Origin of the sequence: Streptomyces changanensis (genome assembly GCF_024600715.1) — a bacterium.
GTDB lineage: Bacteria > Actinomycetota > Actinomycetes > Streptomycetales > Streptomycetaceae > Streptomyces > Streptomyces changanensis.
Genome location: NZ_CP102332.1, coordinates 3,908,625 through 3,924,139, shown reverse-complemented (window position 1 = coordinate 3,924,139; position 15,515 = coordinate 3,908,625). Strand labels below are relative to the sequence as shown.

General features: G+C 72.0%; 15 protein-coding genes and 1 pseudogene. 6 read left to right on the top strand and 10 right to left on the bottom strand.

The features are described from left to right. Positions 1–50 precede the first annotated feature (50 nt). The 4 genes from NRO40_RS17510 to mqnC form a co-directional block, all read right to left on the bottom strand. Positions 51–2,639: a hypothetical protein gene (locus NRO40_RS17510; protein WP_058945288.1), complete on the bottom strand. Its 2,589-nt coding sequence runs from the start codon at positions 2,637–2,639 to the stop codon at positions 51–53. A gap of 306 nt (positions 2,640–2,945) precedes the next feature. Continuing rightward, positions 2,946–3,647 carry a demethylmenaquinone methyltransferase gene (locus NRO40_RS17505; protein ID WP_058945293.1) on the bottom strand — a complete coding sequence of 234 codons (702 nt, stop codon included), beginning with the start codon at positions 3,645–3,647 and terminating at the stop codon, positions 2,946–2,948. Between the two features lie 207 nt (positions 3,648–3,854). Beyond that, complete coding sequence (locus NRO40_RS17500) at positions 3,855–4,454, bottom strand: imidazolonepropionase-like domain-containing protein (RefSeq protein WP_058945289.1); 600 nt, start codon at positions 4,452–4,454, stop codon at positions 3,855–3,857. Positions 4,455–4,461: 7 nt separating this feature from the next. Further along, positions 4,462–5,661: a cyclic dehypoxanthinyl futalosine synthase gene (gene mqnC / locus NRO40_RS17495; protein ID WP_058945290.1), complete on the bottom strand. Its 1,200-nt coding sequence runs from the start codon at positions 5,659–5,661 to the stop codon at positions 4,462–4,464. Between the two features lie 495 nt (positions 5,662–6,156). Between mqnC and NRO40_RS17490 the strand changes: the two genes are divergently transcribed. Then, positions 6,157–7,221, top strand: a complete 1,065-nt coding sequence (locus NRO40_RS17490; RefSeq protein WP_058945291.1) for an alpha/beta hydrolase — start codon at positions 6,157–6,159, stop codon at positions 7,219–7,221. Between the two features lie 114 nt (positions 7,222–7,335). On the opposite strand, the gene NRO40_RS17485 is transcribed toward NRO40_RS17490, so the two are convergent. Then, positions 7,336–8,187 (bottom strand): menaquinone biosynthetic enzyme MqnA/MqnD family protein, encoded by an 852-nt coding sequence (locus NRO40_RS17485; protein WP_058945292.1) that lies wholly within the window; start codon positions 8,185–8,187, stop codon positions 7,336–7,338. A 284-nt stretch (positions 8,188–8,471) separates the two neighbouring features. On the opposite strand from NRO40_RS17485, the gene NRO40_RS17480 reads away from it, so the two are divergent. From NRO40_RS17480 to NRO40_RS17465, 3 genes and pseudogenes are all read left to right on the top strand, one after another. Then, positions 8,472–8,675: a cold-shock protein gene (locus tag NRO40_RS17480; protein WP_008738468.1), complete on the top strand. Its 204-nt coding sequence runs from the start codon at positions 8,472–8,474 to the stop codon at positions 8,673–8,675. Between the two features lie 373 nt (positions 8,676–9,048). After that, positions 9,049–9,453, top strand: coding sequence for a DnaJ family domain-containing protein (locus NRO40_RS17475; protein WP_058945529.1), 405 nt, complete (start codon positions 9,049–9,051; stop codon positions 9,451–9,453). Between the two features lie 338 nt (positions 9,454–9,791). Further along, positions 9,792–11,013: pseudogene (locus NRO40_RS17465) on the top strand (tyrosine-type recombinase/integrase). 88 nt (positions 11,014–11,101) lie between these two features. On the opposite strand, the gene NRO40_RS17460 reads toward NRO40_RS17465, so the two are convergent. The 4 genes from NRO40_RS17460 to NRO40_RS17445 all read right to left on the bottom strand — a co-directional run bounded on the left by NRO40_RS17460 (position 11,102) and on the right by NRO40_RS17445 (position 13,312). After that, complete coding sequence (locus NRO40_RS17460; RefSeq protein ID WP_157901975.1) at positions 11,102–11,593, bottom strand: SMI1/KNR4 family protein; 492 nt, start codon at positions 11,591–11,593, stop codon at positions 11,102–11,104. After that, positions 11,593–11,904 (bottom strand): HNH/ENDO VII family nuclease, encoded by a 312-nt coding sequence (locus NRO40_RS17455; RefSeq protein ID WP_157901976.1) that lies wholly within the window; start codon positions 11,902–11,904, stop codon positions 11,593–11,595. The genes NRO40_RS17460 and NRO40_RS17455 overlap by 1 nt, the downstream gene beginning before the upstream one ends. Positions 11,905–12,119: 215 nt before the next feature. After that, complete coding sequence (locus tag NRO40_RS17450) at positions 12,120–12,590, bottom strand: NUDIX domain-containing protein (RefSeq protein WP_058945458.1); 471 nt, start codon at positions 12,588–12,590, stop codon at positions 12,120–12,122. Between the two features lie 2 nt (positions 12,591–12,592). Next, positions 12,593–13,312 carry a helix-turn-helix domain-containing protein gene (locus tag NRO40_RS17445; RefSeq protein WP_058945459.1) on the bottom strand — a complete coding sequence of 240 codons (720 nt, stop codon included), beginning with the start codon at positions 13,310–13,312 and terminating at the stop codon, positions 12,593–12,595. Positions 13,313–13,594: 282 nt separating this feature from the next. On the opposite strand from NRO40_RS17445, the gene NRO40_RS17440 reads away from it, so the two are divergent. Beyond that, the gene (locus tag NRO40_RS17440; RefSeq protein WP_058945463.1) at positions 13,595–13,837 is read left to right on the top strand and encodes a hypothetical protein; all 243 of its coding nucleotides are present in this window, start codon (positions 13,595–13,597) and stop codon (positions 13,835–13,837) included. After that, the gene (locus NRO40_RS17435; RefSeq protein ID WP_058945460.1) at positions 13,825–14,070 is read left to right on the top strand and encodes a DUF7848 domain-containing protein; all 246 of its coding nucleotides are present in this window, start codon (positions 13,825–13,827) and stop codon (positions 14,068–14,070) included. The genes NRO40_RS17440 and NRO40_RS17435 overlap by 13 nt, the downstream gene beginning before the upstream one ends. Before the next feature lie 580 nt (positions 14,071–14,650). On the opposite strand, the gene NRO40_RS17430 is transcribed toward NRO40_RS17435, so the two are convergent. Then, entirely contained in the window at positions 14,651–15,502 is an 852-nt protein-coding gene (locus tag NRO40_RS17430) for a GntR family transcriptional regulator (RefSeq protein ID WP_079047561.1), read from the bottom strand. Between the last annotated feature and the right edge of the window lie 13 nt (positions 15,503–15,515).

Here is a 15,515-nt window from a genome sequence, read left to right as displayed (position 1 = left end):
GGTGGGGGTGGCGGTACGGGCCGGGTGCCCGCACCGGTGCGGTGCGGGCCTCAGTCCACGTCGTTCAGCGCCCAGGTGGAGAGTGCGACGTCGAAGGTCTCGCGGGCCGACGACCAGTCACGCTCCCGAGCGGTGAAGTAGATCGCGAACTCGGTGCCGTCCTCGGCGACGTACGACTGGTCGACCGCGTGCACGGTCTCGCCCGACCTGTCGCGGTAGGTGTACTCCCAGATGGCGCCGGGCCGGCCCTGGAACGTGTTCGCCTCCAGCCGCACCCGCTGGTAGCCGGCGTTCCGCTTGCGGGAGTTCGCCTCCAGGCCGGTCAGGTTCTCCAGGGACGTGTACGGGGCGTCCCGTACGACCCCGACGAGGAAGTGGGCCATGCCGGTGGGGCCGGCGTAGGTGATCTGGCCCTGCTTCGCCGAGACGCGCTGCCACCCGGACGGCACGGCGAACGCGAACCCCTCGACGTCGCTGACGAGCGCGTACCCCGCCGGAACGGTCGGTTCCGCACCGCCCGCCGAAGGGTCCGGGGCGCCGGCCGAGGGCGCCGCGGAGCCACCGGGCGCCGTCGTCGCCTCCGGTGACGCCTCCGGGGCGCTCGCCGTCGGCGTCACCGCGGGGGCCGGCCCCCGCGTCGCCCCGGGCGTGGCACCGCCGCTCGCGCCCCCCACCGGCTTGGCATCCGGGTCGGGGGCGGGCTGGACGGTGGTCGCGGACCCCCGCTCGTCCCCGAGCATCAGCAGGCCCGTGGTGACGCCGCCGCCGACCGCGAACGCGGCGATGAGCGCCCCGCCCCACAGCAGCAGCGCCCGCCGCCGCGCCCTCGGGGCGGGCGGTGCGGGCACGGGCTCGGTCGCCGGGCCCCCGTCGGGATACGGACCGGGGTACGTGCCGCCGGGGTCGGCGGGGTACGGGTGGTGACCCGGCGCGGGCGCGGCCTGGCCGGTGGTGAACGCCGCGCCCGGGCCGCCGCCGGCGGGGCCGGGCACCGGGTCGTGGGCGGGGCTCGGGGCCGCGTCGTGGGCGGGGCCGGGGCCGGCGCCCCGGGCGGGCTCCCCCTCACGGGCCGGCTCCCCGCCCTGCGCGGGTACGGAGCCAGGGGACGGCGCACCGAAGCCGGGGGCCGCCGGGTCGGGCGCGGGAGCGGGAGCCGGGGCCGTACCGGCGGCCGGGGTGCTCCACGGAGCCGGCGGCGCCGGATGGGCGGCGCCCGGGGCCGCAGCGTACGGGCCGCCGCCGACACCACCGACACCACCGCCACCGCCGCCGCGCCCGGTGAACCGCAGCAGGTACGGCGCGACGAGGACCGCCGCCCCCACCCACAGCAGTCCGAGCAGCAGCGCGTCCGCCACGCTCGGCGCCACCTCGAACCGGCCCTGGCCGCCGAAGCCGTCGACCTCGCCCGCCATCCGGACGCCGATCCCGCTCATGCCGGCCACGAGCAGGTACGCCGCGAGGAACCCGCCACCCGTCAGCAGCCGGCCGCCCTGGTCGGGCGAGCGGCGCGCGGCCCACAGGCCGACCGTGAGCGCGGCGGCGACGCCGAAGGCGACCAGGCCGGTCATCGCCCAGCCGCCCCACTCCTCGCCGATCACCGACAGCCCCACGCCGCCGCGCTCCGCGCCGGAGCCGAGCATGCCGAGGCTGCCCTGCACGTCGTACTCCAGCGGCGCGCCCCAGGCGACGCCGAGGACGGCGGCACCGAGGTTGGGCAGGATCGCCAGGGCCGGCAGGATCGCCGCGCCGTCCACGCCGTCGGCGTTCGCGTACGTCACCAGGCCGATGACCGCCCCGACCGCGAGGACGGCGGCGAGTGCCCGTGCCGCCGTCCCGAGGGACCGCAGGGTCATGGCCGCGGCGGGCCGTGGGGCGGACCACCGGGCCAGCCCGTCGCGGTGCAGCACCGCGGCCGTCACCACCAGGGCCAGTACCAGCGCGACGAGCGCGGCGACCAGGGGCGAGCCGGAGACGGCGACGCCCTGGACCTCCGGCCGGCCGAACAGCCCGAGGAGCAGCACGGCCCCCGCGGCCGGCAGCGCGACGCGTACGGAGGCGTCGACCCCGGCACCACGGGCGCGCAGCGCGCGGGCGGCGAGCCACAGGGCGCCGACCCACAGCAGGGTGACCGTCAGGGGGACCATCGACAGTCCCGCGCCGCCCTGCGCGGCCCCCTCCCCGAAGCCGGAACCGAAGCCACCGGAACCGAAGCCGGCATCGGAGCCCCCGGCACCGGAGCCGAAGCGTCCGAAGCCCGAACCGGAGCCGAATCCACCGGGGCCGTACCCGCCACCGTCCCCTCCCGTACCGGTGCCGGAGCCGGGACCGTACGGCGCGGCCGTGGAGAGCTCGAAGCCACCGCCGAACGCCTGGAGGAGCAGGGCGAGCGCCACCCGGAAGCGGTCGCCCCAGCCCAGGGGCGCCTCCTCGCCCGGCTCCTGGCCGTACGAGGGCAGGGACGACGCGACGGCGAGCACCAGCAGCACGGCGGTCGGCCAGGCGGCGGCGCGCACGGCCGGGCCCCACGCCCCGCGGAAGGCCCGGCGGACGAACTCCGCGGCGGGCGAGGGCCCGACCGGCGCGGGCACGTACCCCGGCGGGGGCGGCGGTACCGCACCCGCCGTCGGTACGGCTCCCACCGTCGGTACGGCTCCCGCCGGCGGGACCGCCCCGGGCGCGTGGCCGGGCGGCGGGACCGCGGGGGCGGCCGGAGCCGCGGACGGCGGCGTCGCCGGCGCGGGCGGCGGCGGGGCGGCTGTGGGTGTGGGCGGCGCCGTGGCGGGCGCCGGCGGCGTGGACCGCTCCCGGCCGCAGTTCATGCAGAAGCGGGCCTCCGGGGGCGATGAGGCCCCGCAGTGCGGACAGGACGACGCCATGGGTGCTCCCGGTGCCGGTGGACGGGTCGGGCCCTTATCCTCCCGGCTCGGCACGGGTCGTCAAACTCGTTACGCGTCCAGGGGTTTGGTGCCGCGGTGCAGGGCGACGATGCCGCCCGTGAGGTTCCGCCACGCCACCTTGGTCCAGCCGGCCCGCTGGAGCAGGGCCGCGAGCTCCGGCTGCCCGGGCCAGCTCTGGATGGACTCGGCGAGGTAGACGTAGGCGTCCGGGTTGGACGACACCGCGCGGGCGACGGGCGGCAGCGCCCGCATCAGGTACTCCTCGTACACCGTGCGGAACGGCGCCCAGGTCGCGTGCGAGAACTCGCAGATCACGACGCGGCCGCCGGGCTTGGTCACGCGGTACAGCTCGCTCAGCGCCGCGTCCGTGTCCTGGACGTTGCGCAGCCCGAAGGAGATCGTCACCGCGTCGAACGCCCCGTCGCGGAAGGGCAGCCGGGTCGCGTCGCCCGCGGTGAGCGGGAGCCAGGGGTGCCGCCTCTTGCCCTCCCGCAGCATGCCGAGGGAGAAGTCGCACGGCACGACGTACGCGCCGTCCTCCACGAAGGGCAGCGACGAGGTGCCGGTGCCCGCCGCCAGGTCGAGGACCCGCTGGCCGGGCCGGGCGTCGACTGCCTTGGCGACCTGCCTGCGCCACCGCCGGTCCTGGCCGAGCGAGAGCACGTCGTTGGTGAGGTCGTAGTTCGCGGCGACGTCGTCGAACATCGAGGCGACTTCGTGCGGCTGCTTGTCCAGGGTTGCTCGCGTCACGCGCCCCATTGTGGCAGGCGGGCGGAACGGCGCCCCGGCGGGCACGGCCCCGACGCGGCACCGGACACACGGCGCTCCCGCCCCGGCCACGCGGCCGCTCAGAACCCCGGGCACGCGGCGCTCCAGCCCCCCGGCCACCCTGCCGCTCCGGCACGCGGCACCGGCCCGTACCGCCCGTGCGCCGCCCGCCCCCGCCCCGGGGCGCGGTCAGCGACGCCGGTGGAGCAGGCGGCCGGCCACCACGGTGGCCACGCACGTCGAGGCGCCCTGCCGCACGAGGGCGGCCCGGTCGGGCACGTCGAACACCGCGAACCGCGCGGGCGCCCCGGGCACGAGCGCCGGCAGCAGGACGAGCGGCACCGGCGAGAACGACGCGGGCCCCGGCAGCACCGCCGGGCGCCGGCCGACCGCGAGCCCGGCCCTGCGCACCACGTCCTGGGCGGCGCGGCCGCGCAGTTCGCCGGCGACGGCCACCGTCCCGTGCGCCAGCAGGCGCTGCACCCCGCGCCGGGCGCTGGCGCCCTGCCGCGACGGGTCGGCGCGGAACAGGGCCCGCGCCCGCTCCCCGGTGATCGGCTCGGTCCCGAGCTCGTCGGCCTCGCGCGGATCGGGGTGGTACGTCTGCTCCAGGAGCTCGGGCCCGTAGGGGTTGAGCAGCCCGGGGGTGAGGATGCCGGGCCACCGCCGCACCCGCGCCGTGGGGTGTGCGGCGGCCAGTTCGTCGTACGGGCCGACGGCGGCGACGTGCGCGCCGTCGACCAGGACCGCCGTGCCGGGCGACGCCTCGGCGACGTGGAGCGTCAGCATCGCGGGCTCAGTTGGCGCTCAGCAGCTTCAGCTCGGGGTGCGCGGTGCCGCCCTCGATCGCCGTGGACGAGATGTGCGACACGACGCGGTCGTCGACCGGGTCGTCCGCCGGGTCGTCGTGGACGACGACGTGCTCGTACGTCGTCGTCCGCTGCGCCGGGACGCGGCCCGCCTTGCGGATGAGATCGATGATCTCCATCCGGTTGGAGCGGTGCCTGGCGCCGGCGGAGGAGACGACGTTCTCCTCCAGCATGATCGAGCCGAGGTCGTCGGCGCCGTAGTGCAGCGACAGCTGACCGACCTCCTTGCCGACGGTCAGCCAGGAGCCCTGGATGTGGGCGACGTTGTCCATGAACAGCCGCGCGACGGCGATCATCCGCAGGTACTCGAAGATCGTCGCCTGCGTCCGGCCCTTCAGGTGGTTGTTCTCGGGCTGGTAGGTGTACGGGATGAACGCGCGGAAGCCGCCCGTGCGGTCCTGCACGTCCCGGATCATCCGCAGGTGCTCGATCCGCTCGGCGTTGGTCTCGCCGGTGCCCATCAGCATCGTGGAGGTCGACTCGACGCCGAGCCCGTGGGCGATCTCCATGATCTCCAGCCAGCGCTCGCCGGACTCCTTGAGCGGGGCGATCGCCTTGCGCGGCCGCTCGGGCAGCAGCTCGGCGCCCGCGCCGGCGAAGGAGTCGAGGCCGGCCGCGTGGATGCGGCGGATGGCCTCCTCGACGGAGACGTCCGAGATGCGCGCCATGTGCTCGACCTCGGACGCGCCGAGGGAGTGGATGACGAGCTGCGGGAACTCCTTCTTGATGGCGGCGAAGTGCTCCTCGTAGTACTCGACGCCGAAGTCCGGGTGGTGGCCGCCCTGGAACATGATCTGCGTGCCGCCCAGCTCGACGGTCTCGGCGCAGCGGCGCAGGATGTCCTCGAGGTCGCGCGTCCAGCCCTTGGCGGTGTCCTTGGGCGCGGCGTAGAAGGCGCAGAACCGGCACGCCGTGACGCAGACGTTGGTGTAGTTGATGTTGCGCTCGATGATGTACGTCGCGATGTGCTCCGTGCCGGCGTACCGGCGGCGGCGCGCGGCGTCGGCGGCCGCGCCGAGGGCGTGCAGCGGCGCGGAGCGGTAGAGGTCGAGCGCCTCTTCCGGGGTGATCCGCCCACCTGCGGCGGCACGGTCGAGAACGGACTGGAGGTCGGCCTTCTCGGTCACCGGTTGCGTACCTTTCGGCAGGTTGTGGACGGGCCGGACCAGCCTACGCCAGGGGGGTCGCGGTCGGTTCCCGCGGTCCCGGGGCGACGCGGGGCGACGGGTCCGTCCTTCGCCGGGGCGTACCGCGGGCGTCCGCCGCCGAGGGCCGGCCGCGCGGTGTCGGCGACCGGGGTGCGGATGCCGGCCGGACCCGCGCCCGCCGGACCCACCGGACCCGCGACCCACGGGCCCCCGACCCACCGGACCCGCGCCCGCCGGACCCGCGACCCCCGACCCGCCGGACCCGCGACCCACGGGCCCCGACCCGCCAGGCGTACGCGTACGCCCCCTCCCGACACCAGCGTGGCGGACGGGGATGCGCGGGATCACCGCGATTGGCCGCGCCGGACGGCCAACCCGTCCGCCCCTGGCGCCATCTACCTGGCCGTGGTCCGCGACGACCCCCGCCCCGTCCGGGACCCGACCACGACCCGACACCTCCACCGGAGTGCTCCCATGAAACGTCCCCTCACGGCGCTCGCGGCCGTCGCCGCCCTCGGCTCGCTCGTCCTGACCGCGGGCTGCGCGGGTGAACCCGTCTCCTTCGACACGCCGGCCGGCGCGTCCGCCCCGGCCGCCCCGGCCGACCCGTCCGCGTCGGGCGGGGCCACCGGCAAGGGCGGGGGTGGCGGGGCCGATCGGGCGGGCAGCGCCCCGAGGACGCTGATGCCGACGGGCCCGAAGGCCGAGTTCACCACCGAGAACACCGTCGACGACGGCACGAGGATCGGCGTGACGACGCTGGAGGGCGGGAAGTCCGGCTTCACGGGCAAGGTGTGGGTGTGGGCGCCGCCGCAGTATTTCGAGCCGAAGTACGCGAACAGCGGCTTCCCCGTGCTGATCGCCCTGCCCGGCGGCAACGGCTACCCGAAGAATTACTGGATGGGCACCGACCTGAAGTTGCAGAGCAGCATCAGCAGGTGGTCGAAGGAGGGCAAGAGCCTGCCGTTCGTCGTCGTGATGCCGGTGCTGAACCCGGACGACGAGTACTACTACGACGGCAGCGACATCCCGGGCCGGGAGAAGATGGGCACCTGGATGACGGAGGACGTTCCCGATTTCGTCAGGGCGAATTTCCGTACGTTCGACTCACGCGACGGCTGGGCGTTCATGGGATCGTCGTCCGGCGCGTTCGTGGGACTGAAGTCGGTGCTGAAGCACCCGGACAAGTTCAAGGCGGTCATCGCGTCCGGGCCGGACACCGTGCCGGACTCGCCGCTGTGGGCCGGGCACGAGGCCGAGAAGGCCGCCAACGACCCGGAGAAGCTCGCCAAGGCCCTCTCCGCGCAGCCCTCCGCACCCGACCGGGACGTGTACCTGGCCTTCCAGATCGGCACCCGCGAGTCCGGCCTGCAGAACCTGCGCTCCTTCATCCGCGACTACGGCAAGGGCCCGGTGAAGACCCGCCTCCAGGTCATCCAGGACGGCGGGCACAACGCGAAGACGTACGTGAAGGGGATGGAGGACGGCTCGATCCAGTGGATCAGCCGACACATGCAGGCCCCGATACCGAGCGCCTGACCACCCCGGCGGCCCGCACCCCGCGCGCCCCGTGGCCCGCACCCTGTGGCCCGCGTCCGACCCGGGCGCGGGCCACGGGCGGGCCCCCTCACGCGGGCCACGGGGTGGGGCTCCTCAGGGCTGGAGCAGGTCGATCCGTACGTCGGCCGGGTACCCGGTGGTCGCCCCCGTCCGGCGGGCGAACTCGCGCACCCCGGCCATCTGCGCCGGACCGAAGCGGAAGTCGAGGGTCGTGAAGTAGCGCTCCAGCAGGTCCGCGTCGAAGGACTCCCAGCGCGCGGCCTGCTCGGCGACCTTCGCGACCTCCTCCAGCGACAGGTCGCGGGAGGCGAGGAACGCCTCGTGGACCTTGCGCACGACGGCCGGCTCGCGCTCCGCGTAGTCGCGCCGCACGGCCCACACGGCGAAGACGAACGGCAGTCCCGTCCACTCCTTCCACATCCGCCCCAGGTCGTGGACCTGGAGGCCGAGCCGCGGCGCGTCGTGCAGGGAGGCGCGCAGGGCGGCGTCGCCGATGAGGACGGCCGCGTCGGCCTCCTGCATCATCACGCCCAGGTCGGGCGGGCAGGTGTAGTAGTCCGGGGTGACGCCGTACCGCTCGGCGAGCAGCAGCTGCGCGAGGCGGACGGAGGTCCGGGAGGTCGAGCCCAGCGCGACCCGCGCGCCGTCCAGCTGCTCCAGGGGCAGCTGGGAGACGATCACGCAGGACATGACGGGCCCGTCGCAGCCGACGGCGAGGTCGGGGAAGGCGACGAGCCGGTCCGCGTGGCGCAGGTACTCCACCAGAGTGACGGGCCCCAGGTCGAGCTCGCCGGCCACGATCTGCTCGCTGAGCCGCTCCGGGGTGTCCTTGGTCAGCTCCAGGTCGAGCAGCGTGCCGGTACGCGCGAGCCCCCAGTAGAGGGGCAGGCAGTTCAGGAACTGGATGTGCCCGACGCGGGGCCGGGTCCGCTGTGATTCGTCCACACTCGTGAGGCTAGACCCCCTCCTGTCTGCGACGTCTCACCGGGTGGACGGGGCCCGCGCCCATGATCCGGTTTCCGCCGGTTCAAACATCCGCATGACCTCTCGATGGAGTGATCTCCGCCTCTACCCATCTCCGCACTCTGCGTGCTACGCTCAACGCAAGTTGCAGTTTGGTTTCCCTTGCAGTACAGAGCCTGCGGAGCATGTAACCCGCAGGCTTTTGTAGTTTTCAGACTTGTTTGCAGGTTCTGGAGCAGGGCAACCCTTTGGCCCAAGGAGGGCTTATGGCTACCGGAACCGTCAAGTGGTTCAACGCTGAAAAGGGCTTTGGCTTCATCGCCCAGGACGGCGGCGGCCCGGATGTCTTCGTCCACTACTCCGCGATCAACGCGTCTGGCTTCCGCTCCCTCGAGGAGAACCAGCTCGTGAACTTCGACGTCACGCAGGGCCCGAAGGGCCCGCAGGCGGAGAACGTCACCCCGGCCTGATAAGCCAGGGTCGGCGATCGCGCTCGACTTAGCAGTACCCAAGGGTCCCCCTTCCCGCACCAGCCTGGTGCGGGAAGGGGACCCCTGCCTTTACCCGCCCGGGCGGCCCCGCGCGCCCCGACCGGCCTTCACCACCGCGCGCCCCGCCCAGGCGGTGCCCCGCGCGCCCCGACCGGTCCCGCCACCGCGCGCACGACCACGACCGGCCCCGCCCGCGGTCCGGCGCCGGCTCCACCACCGGCCCCGCCGACCCGGCCCGCCTCCCCCGGCCGCCCCATCGACCCGGACCGCTTCCCCCGGCGGCTCCGTCGACCCAGCCCTCCTCCCCCGCGGGGGCTGCCCGGCCGCGGCCTCCCTGCGTACGCTGGGCACCATGACCGAACGGAAACCCCCCGGGATCGGCTTCGAGTCATGGGTCGACCGGCAGATCCGCGAGGCGACGGAGCGCGGGGACTTCGCGCACCTCTCCGGTCTCGGCAAGCCGCTCCCCGACGACACCGCGCCCTACGACGAGCTGTGGTGGGTCAAGGGCAAGATGCACCGCGAGGGGCTCGCCGCCCTCCCCCCGACGCTCGCCCTCCGCAAGGAGGCCGAGGACGCCCTGGAGGCGGTGGGCCGCGCGGTCTCGGAGGCCCAGGTGCGCCGCATCGTGACGGAGATCAACGAGAAGATCACCGCCACCGTCCGCCGCCCACCCCCGGGCCCCCCGCTGAACCTGAGACCTTTCGACGTGGAAGCCGTACTGACCGACTGGCGCAGCACCCGCGACCATCAGTAAGCGGCCCTCACCCCACGGCACCAGCTCGACTCCCGTCGACACCGCCCGGTAACCGCACCCTGCCGTGCCGTCACGCCCCCTCCCGCCCCTGACAGGAGTCCGGCGTTACCGGCGCATCACCGTGACCCGCTCCCTGGTGCTTGCGGTGGAACTTCCTAGCGATGGCCCGCCTCAAGATCTACGACCTTCTGCGCACCCGCCGCCTGGCCTCGCTGACCATCAGTCGCGCCCGACGCATCCCCGCCCACGCCCTCTCTGACTACGTCCAGCGGCACCTGGAAGAGGCCGCCCGGTGACCGCCCCCGCGCAAGAAGGCCCGCGCCAACGGCGAAGGCACCATCTACCAGCGCAAGGACGGCCGCTGGGAAGCCGCCGGCTACGTCCTCACCGCCGACAGCACCCACAAACACGTCCGCGTCTACGGCAGCACGCGGAGAGAAGCCGCCGACAAACTCGCCGAGAAGATCGCCGACAGCAACCGCAGACTGCCCGTCGTCACCGCCGACAGCACCGTCGGTGACTACCTCACCTACTGGCTGAACGGCGTCGCCGTCCACCAGCTCCGCGAGAACACCCACACCCGCTACGCCGCTTGCGTCCGCCTCCACCTCATCCCCGGCCTTGGCGCCAAAGAAGATGGCGAGGCTGACCGCCAAGGACGTACGCACCTTCCTCGACCGGCTCCGCACCACCTGCCAGTGCTGCACCCTGGGCCTGGACACCGGACGGCAGGCGGGCTGCGCCATCGGCGAATGTTGCCAGAGCGGCTGTCCCCCTCGACTGTGATCTGCGTGCACTCGGTGCTCAAGTCGGCATTGGAACACGCCGTCCGGGAAGACTCGCTGCCCCGCAACGTCGCCCGGAACGTCAAGACCACTACGGACCGGCCCAGGCGCTTCCAGCCCCTAACCGCGACCGAAGCCCGCCAGTTCCTGGACGCGGCCCGCGCCGACCGGCTTCACGCGCTGTACGAACTCGCCCTACGCACCGGCCTCCGCAAAGGCGAACTCCTCGGCCTGCGCTGGGAAGACCTCGACCTCGACGGTGGGCACGGCCAGCATCCACCGCTCCCTCCAGCGCACCGGCACCGGCGGCCTGACCACCCTGCACACCAAGACCCGTGCCTCCGAACGCCGCATCGCCCTCCCCACCGAATGCCTCCACTCCCTCAAGGAGCACAAGGAGCGGCAGGACAGGGAGCGGGGACAGGCCGGGTCGGGGTGGAGCGACAGCGGCCTCGTCTTCACCACCCCGACCGGCAGCCCCCTCGACCCTGCCAACCTCACCCGCCGCTTCCGCAGCTTCCTCGACGGGGCCGGACTCCGACGCGTCCGCTTCCACGACCTCCGGCACTCCACCGCCACCCTGCTCCTGGAGCAGGGCGTTGATCTCGTCGTGATCAAGGAGCTACTGGGCCACGCCCACATCGGCGTCACAGCCAGCGTCTACGCACACGTAAGGCTCCGCCTCCAACGCCAAGCCATCGACACCCTCGGCAACGCCCTCGGCCCGACCGACGACGAACCCGACGACCCGCCCGCCACAGCCGTCGTCCGCTGACGTTGCCGTCAGCGTTGCCGTCAAGAACCGCAGAAGCCTCGCCAGAAAGCTCTGGCGAGGCTTCTCGCTTTTCACCTGACTTTCACATTCAGCCAGACTCCCGCCAGCGCGTTACGGCCCGCTGACACAGGGAGTACGCGAAGGACCCGAAATCATCCCCGAGCCTCTCCATGTTCTCGCGGTCCACAACTCCGGGATTCCAAACGAGAACGGGGTACTCGCCTTCCTGATCCACGTGAGAGGGATCGAGGACGACCAGGCCACCCATTCCATCGAACATCACAACGATCAGATCGGATGGCATTCCATATTTGCTGCGAGCATCCAGAGTTTCCGCTACGGAACCCAACAGCTTCACTCCCATTGCGAGTGTCTGATATACGCCGAGGAATTCCTCACCAGCGATATCCCAGGTCCCGAACTCTTCGATCAGACGGCGGTACGAGGGAGGGAAAGCCGCACCCAGAGCACTCTCAGCGGCTGCCATCGTCCCTGCGTCACAGCCGTCGGCGTGGTTCGCGATGTCATCGTTCCCGCGAACCAGCTCGATCAGTCGCTCACTCGCCTCGACAGCGCTCATCATCTACCAAATCCTGCCGCTCTGTCTTTCCAGTACTGGGATTTCCAGGCATTGAAGGCGTCGCGATTGATTCCACTGGGGATCTTGGTGCCCGCCTTCCAGTGCAGCTGATTGTAGTTTCCGAAGTGCATGGAATGCGTCACCTCGGCGATCGGCCCGTCCTGCGTCTGGAGCATGTGGTGAAGGTTCAGCGGCTTGCCGTCCGGGCCCATCGGGGCCAGCCCCTGCTGCATTCTCTTGAGATTGCTTCGACCGTACTTGTCCGCAGGCGAGAAGTGGTCCGGATTCACTAGATCATCCCGCTGATACATACGCTGACCGTTGTAGTCGGTCCGCGACCAGAACGTGGGGCAGTTCGAATTATGGACCAGGACCGGAGTGGCGCCCGCCAGCACATAGTACGTGTGCTAAGCGGCCCCTCTCCATCTGCGTATTCGCAGATCAGCGCCGGTTTCGGGTTCCACTGGTGTCCGTGGTTGTGCGGGGAAATCCGTGGGTGTTGCCGTCGCTACTGCCGTCAGCCAGTTCAGCCCAGGTGCGGCTTCTCGCGCTGTTCCAGGAAGTGCTGGAGCCTGAGTCGTTGGGTGTGGTGCATCGACAACTCCTCGATCTCTTCCGGCGGTACAAACCGGAGTTCGGTGGACTCGTCGGAGATTGCCAGTTGGCCGCCGGTGATGCGGGCGGTGAAGCAGACGTTGAACTGGCGGCGGACCTCGCCGTCGGTGTAGGCGATGATGTGTTTCGGGTCGGTGTAGGTGCCGACCAGGCCGGTGATCTCTACGTCGAGGCCGGTCTCTTCCTTGACTTCACGGACGGCCGTGCCTGGCAGGGAATCGGTGAGGTCCATACCGCCTCCGGGCAGGGCCCATAGGTCGTTGTCGCGGCGGCGCTGGAGGAGGATGCGCCCGTGGTCGTCGGTGACGACGGCGGACGCGGCGACGACCATGCTGTTCGGCTTGGGCGCGTTCGGGTCGTCGTAGTACTCGGTGCGGGCCACGGTCAGCCTTCCTCTCGTACGGGGGTTGCCGTCGTCCACACCGCGTCGAAGCTCTCGGCGTAGGTGTCGAACATGCCGCCTGTCTCGTGTCGGCGAAGATGCCATACGGGGGCGGCGTACGCGTTGACGCCCCAGACATGGGCGTTGACGAGTTGCTGGTCGTCGGCTCGGTAGAGGGAGTTGTAGAGCGTGGTGCCGTGGGAGCGAACTTCGATGCCGGGGGTGCCGGCGAGCGGCCTGTAGTGCATGAGTGCGAGGCGGCAGCGGGATTCGATGCCGTGGCCGAACCGCTCCTCCTGGCCGCGGGCTTGGACGTTGTCGCTGTCAGGGTCCCCGATCGCGATACGGACGGTGCAGCCTTCGGCGGCGCGTTCGGTGAGGAGTTCGTTCAGCCGCGGGTACGCCTCGTGGAGGAAGACTGCCGCGTAGACGAGGATGTCGATCCGTTCCCGGGCCTGGGCCATCAGGTCGGTGAACGTCGAAACGGGGAGGTCGGCCCGCTGCTCGTAGAGCGCCACCAGTTCAGGGCTGATGGCGCGGGCGGGGCGGGCCTGGCGGAGCGCCGGCCAGAGTGCGTGCACGTCTTCTCCCAGGGCCTTGGCCGCCTGGAGGGCGGTGGCACGACGTGGGATACGCCCGAGGTTCACCCAGCGCTCGACCGACTTGGGGTCGACCTCAACCTGCTGAGCGAGTGCGGCGTACGTCCAGCCTCCCGCCGCCATGACGGCTCGTAGTCTCTCGTTCGGCACGAGTCTCCCCCTTCGTCTCAGGACGGCACCAGGGACGTTCTACACGGTGCGGGACGTCCCGGAGTGGGGTTTGGTGGAGGTTTCTTCGTCCCGGTGACCGGCGTGAGGATCGGTGCCGACCCTGCGGCACCGACAGGCCCAGGGGCCCGCATCAACGCCGCCGAGGAGCGTCAACGTGCGAATGAGCGCCACCCCATGTGTTCCCGCCCTGCGACTGGACGCCCGGTCGCGCGCCGCCTCGCCGGGGTGGTCACGATGACGGTCCCCACCCCTGATGCCGACGGGCACACCGCCTCGCCCGACGCCGGCGCCCTGGTGGTCGACCGACGAAACGGCAAGGTGGGCGTGGTGATGGGGCATGTGGGACCGTACGTGCAGCTTCGGCCGCCGCGCGGCGGCCGGGAGTGGGACGTGCCGCCCGAGGACGTACGTATGCCGACTCCGACGGAGGAGCTGAGCGCGAAGGTGGCCGTGGCCAACCGGAGGTGGGGACGGTGACCCCTCGCTCGGTCCTGCGCTACGAGACCTGGACGCTCCAGCCCGACCGAGAGCCGGACGCGGAGCCGGTCCTTTACGCGATGCAGTGCGCCGTGGACGGAGAGACCTCGCCGACAAGCGAGGACTTCGCCGAACCGCAGGACTGGGTCCTGCGGCACTGCGGCCAGAACCCGTCCCACCACACCTATCGGGAGATCATCACCCGCCCCTGGCGGACCTGGCACCAGACGTGACCCGCCTCGCTCGCCCAGGCGCCGCACCGCGCTGACCCACCCGTCTCCCGTCCCTGCCGGGCGAATCCGATTGAGGCTCCCCCTCCTCATCAGCCCCGGCAGGGACGGGCCCTCCGTGCGTGCCGTGCTCTTGGCTGTGGGGGTTCTGGCCTCTGCCACAGAAAGTCAGCCACGACGGCGGGCGCGCCGACCGACCACCCGCCACGTGTGTCTCGCTCAACCCCGCACCGGCATCAGCCCAGTTATCTCCATCGTCACGGCCCCCAGCCAGGCAGCAAGCATGGGCGTCCGGGACGGCGCGAGCCCGCCGGGCGGCCTCTCAGCTGCCCGGCCAGTCTGCTGCTGAGCGGTCGGACCGGGGCTTCCGATTGGTAGTCCGGCCTACGCTCCCGGGCTCTGCGCGCCGAGCGGTCGGCGGCCGTCGCCAGCGGGGCGGCAGACAGGAGCGGGCGGCGGGCACCGACCGCCGGCGCGCGGCGGCCCGCGTCAGCGGGACGCCCTTGATCAAGTAAAGAAACTCTGAACAGCTCACCCACTGCGACGGCTGGACAGGGCCGCCTGATGGGATGTGGACCGCTTGTCAGCGGCGCTTCTTCGCCTGGGAGAGCTTGTCTTCGAGTTCCTTGCGGGCTGCTGCGGGGTCGTCGTGGAGCGGTGGCGCGAGTTGGCCTCGGCGGGCCAGTTCTCTGGTGATTTTCCGCCCCTTCTCGACCGCCGCCTTGTAGGCGTCGCGGGTTCGGTTGAGCTCGTCGTGGAGTTGGCTGGCGAGCGCCTTGAGCTCGGCGTCGGAAAGGTGTGAGAACTCGCCGGCCGTACTCCGGGCCTGGCGTTCGAGCTCCTCGCGCTGGAGGTGCTGAACGACCTTGGAGCTGTAGTGCTTGCCCGGCGTGGGGGCGGTGCGGACGAAGACGCCACGTCCCTTGACTGCGTAGATCAGCCCCTCGCTCTTCAGGAGGCGGAGGGCGTTCTGCGCGGTGGAGTTGGCGATGCCGAACCGCTCTTGCAGCTCACGCGCCGAGGGAAGTTGACTGCCCGGAGGGAAGACCCCTTCTTCGATCTCTTCGCGCAGGGTGTCCGCTGTTCGGACGAAAGGAGGACGGTTGTCCTCGGCTCGGGCCGAGCGCCACCCGGGCGGGAAGGGGCCATCCTCTTCTGCCTCCTCATCGGCCTCTCGCCCCTCGATGTCCTTCTCGTCGAGAGGCAGGCTGACGTAACTGCCCCGGCCGAGCACGGAGTAGACCAGCCCCTCCTGCCGCAGGACGCGCAGGGCGTTCTGAACCGTGGAACTGGCGACGCCGAACCGCTCTTGCAGGTCACGTGCCGACGGCAGGCGCTCGCCGGGCTGGAGTTCGCCGCCGAGGATGGCGGCCCGCAGCACTTCGGCAGCCTGGAGATAGGGGGGCCGCGGGTCCTCGTCCAAAGGCAGTGTCATGAGCCAACCGTAG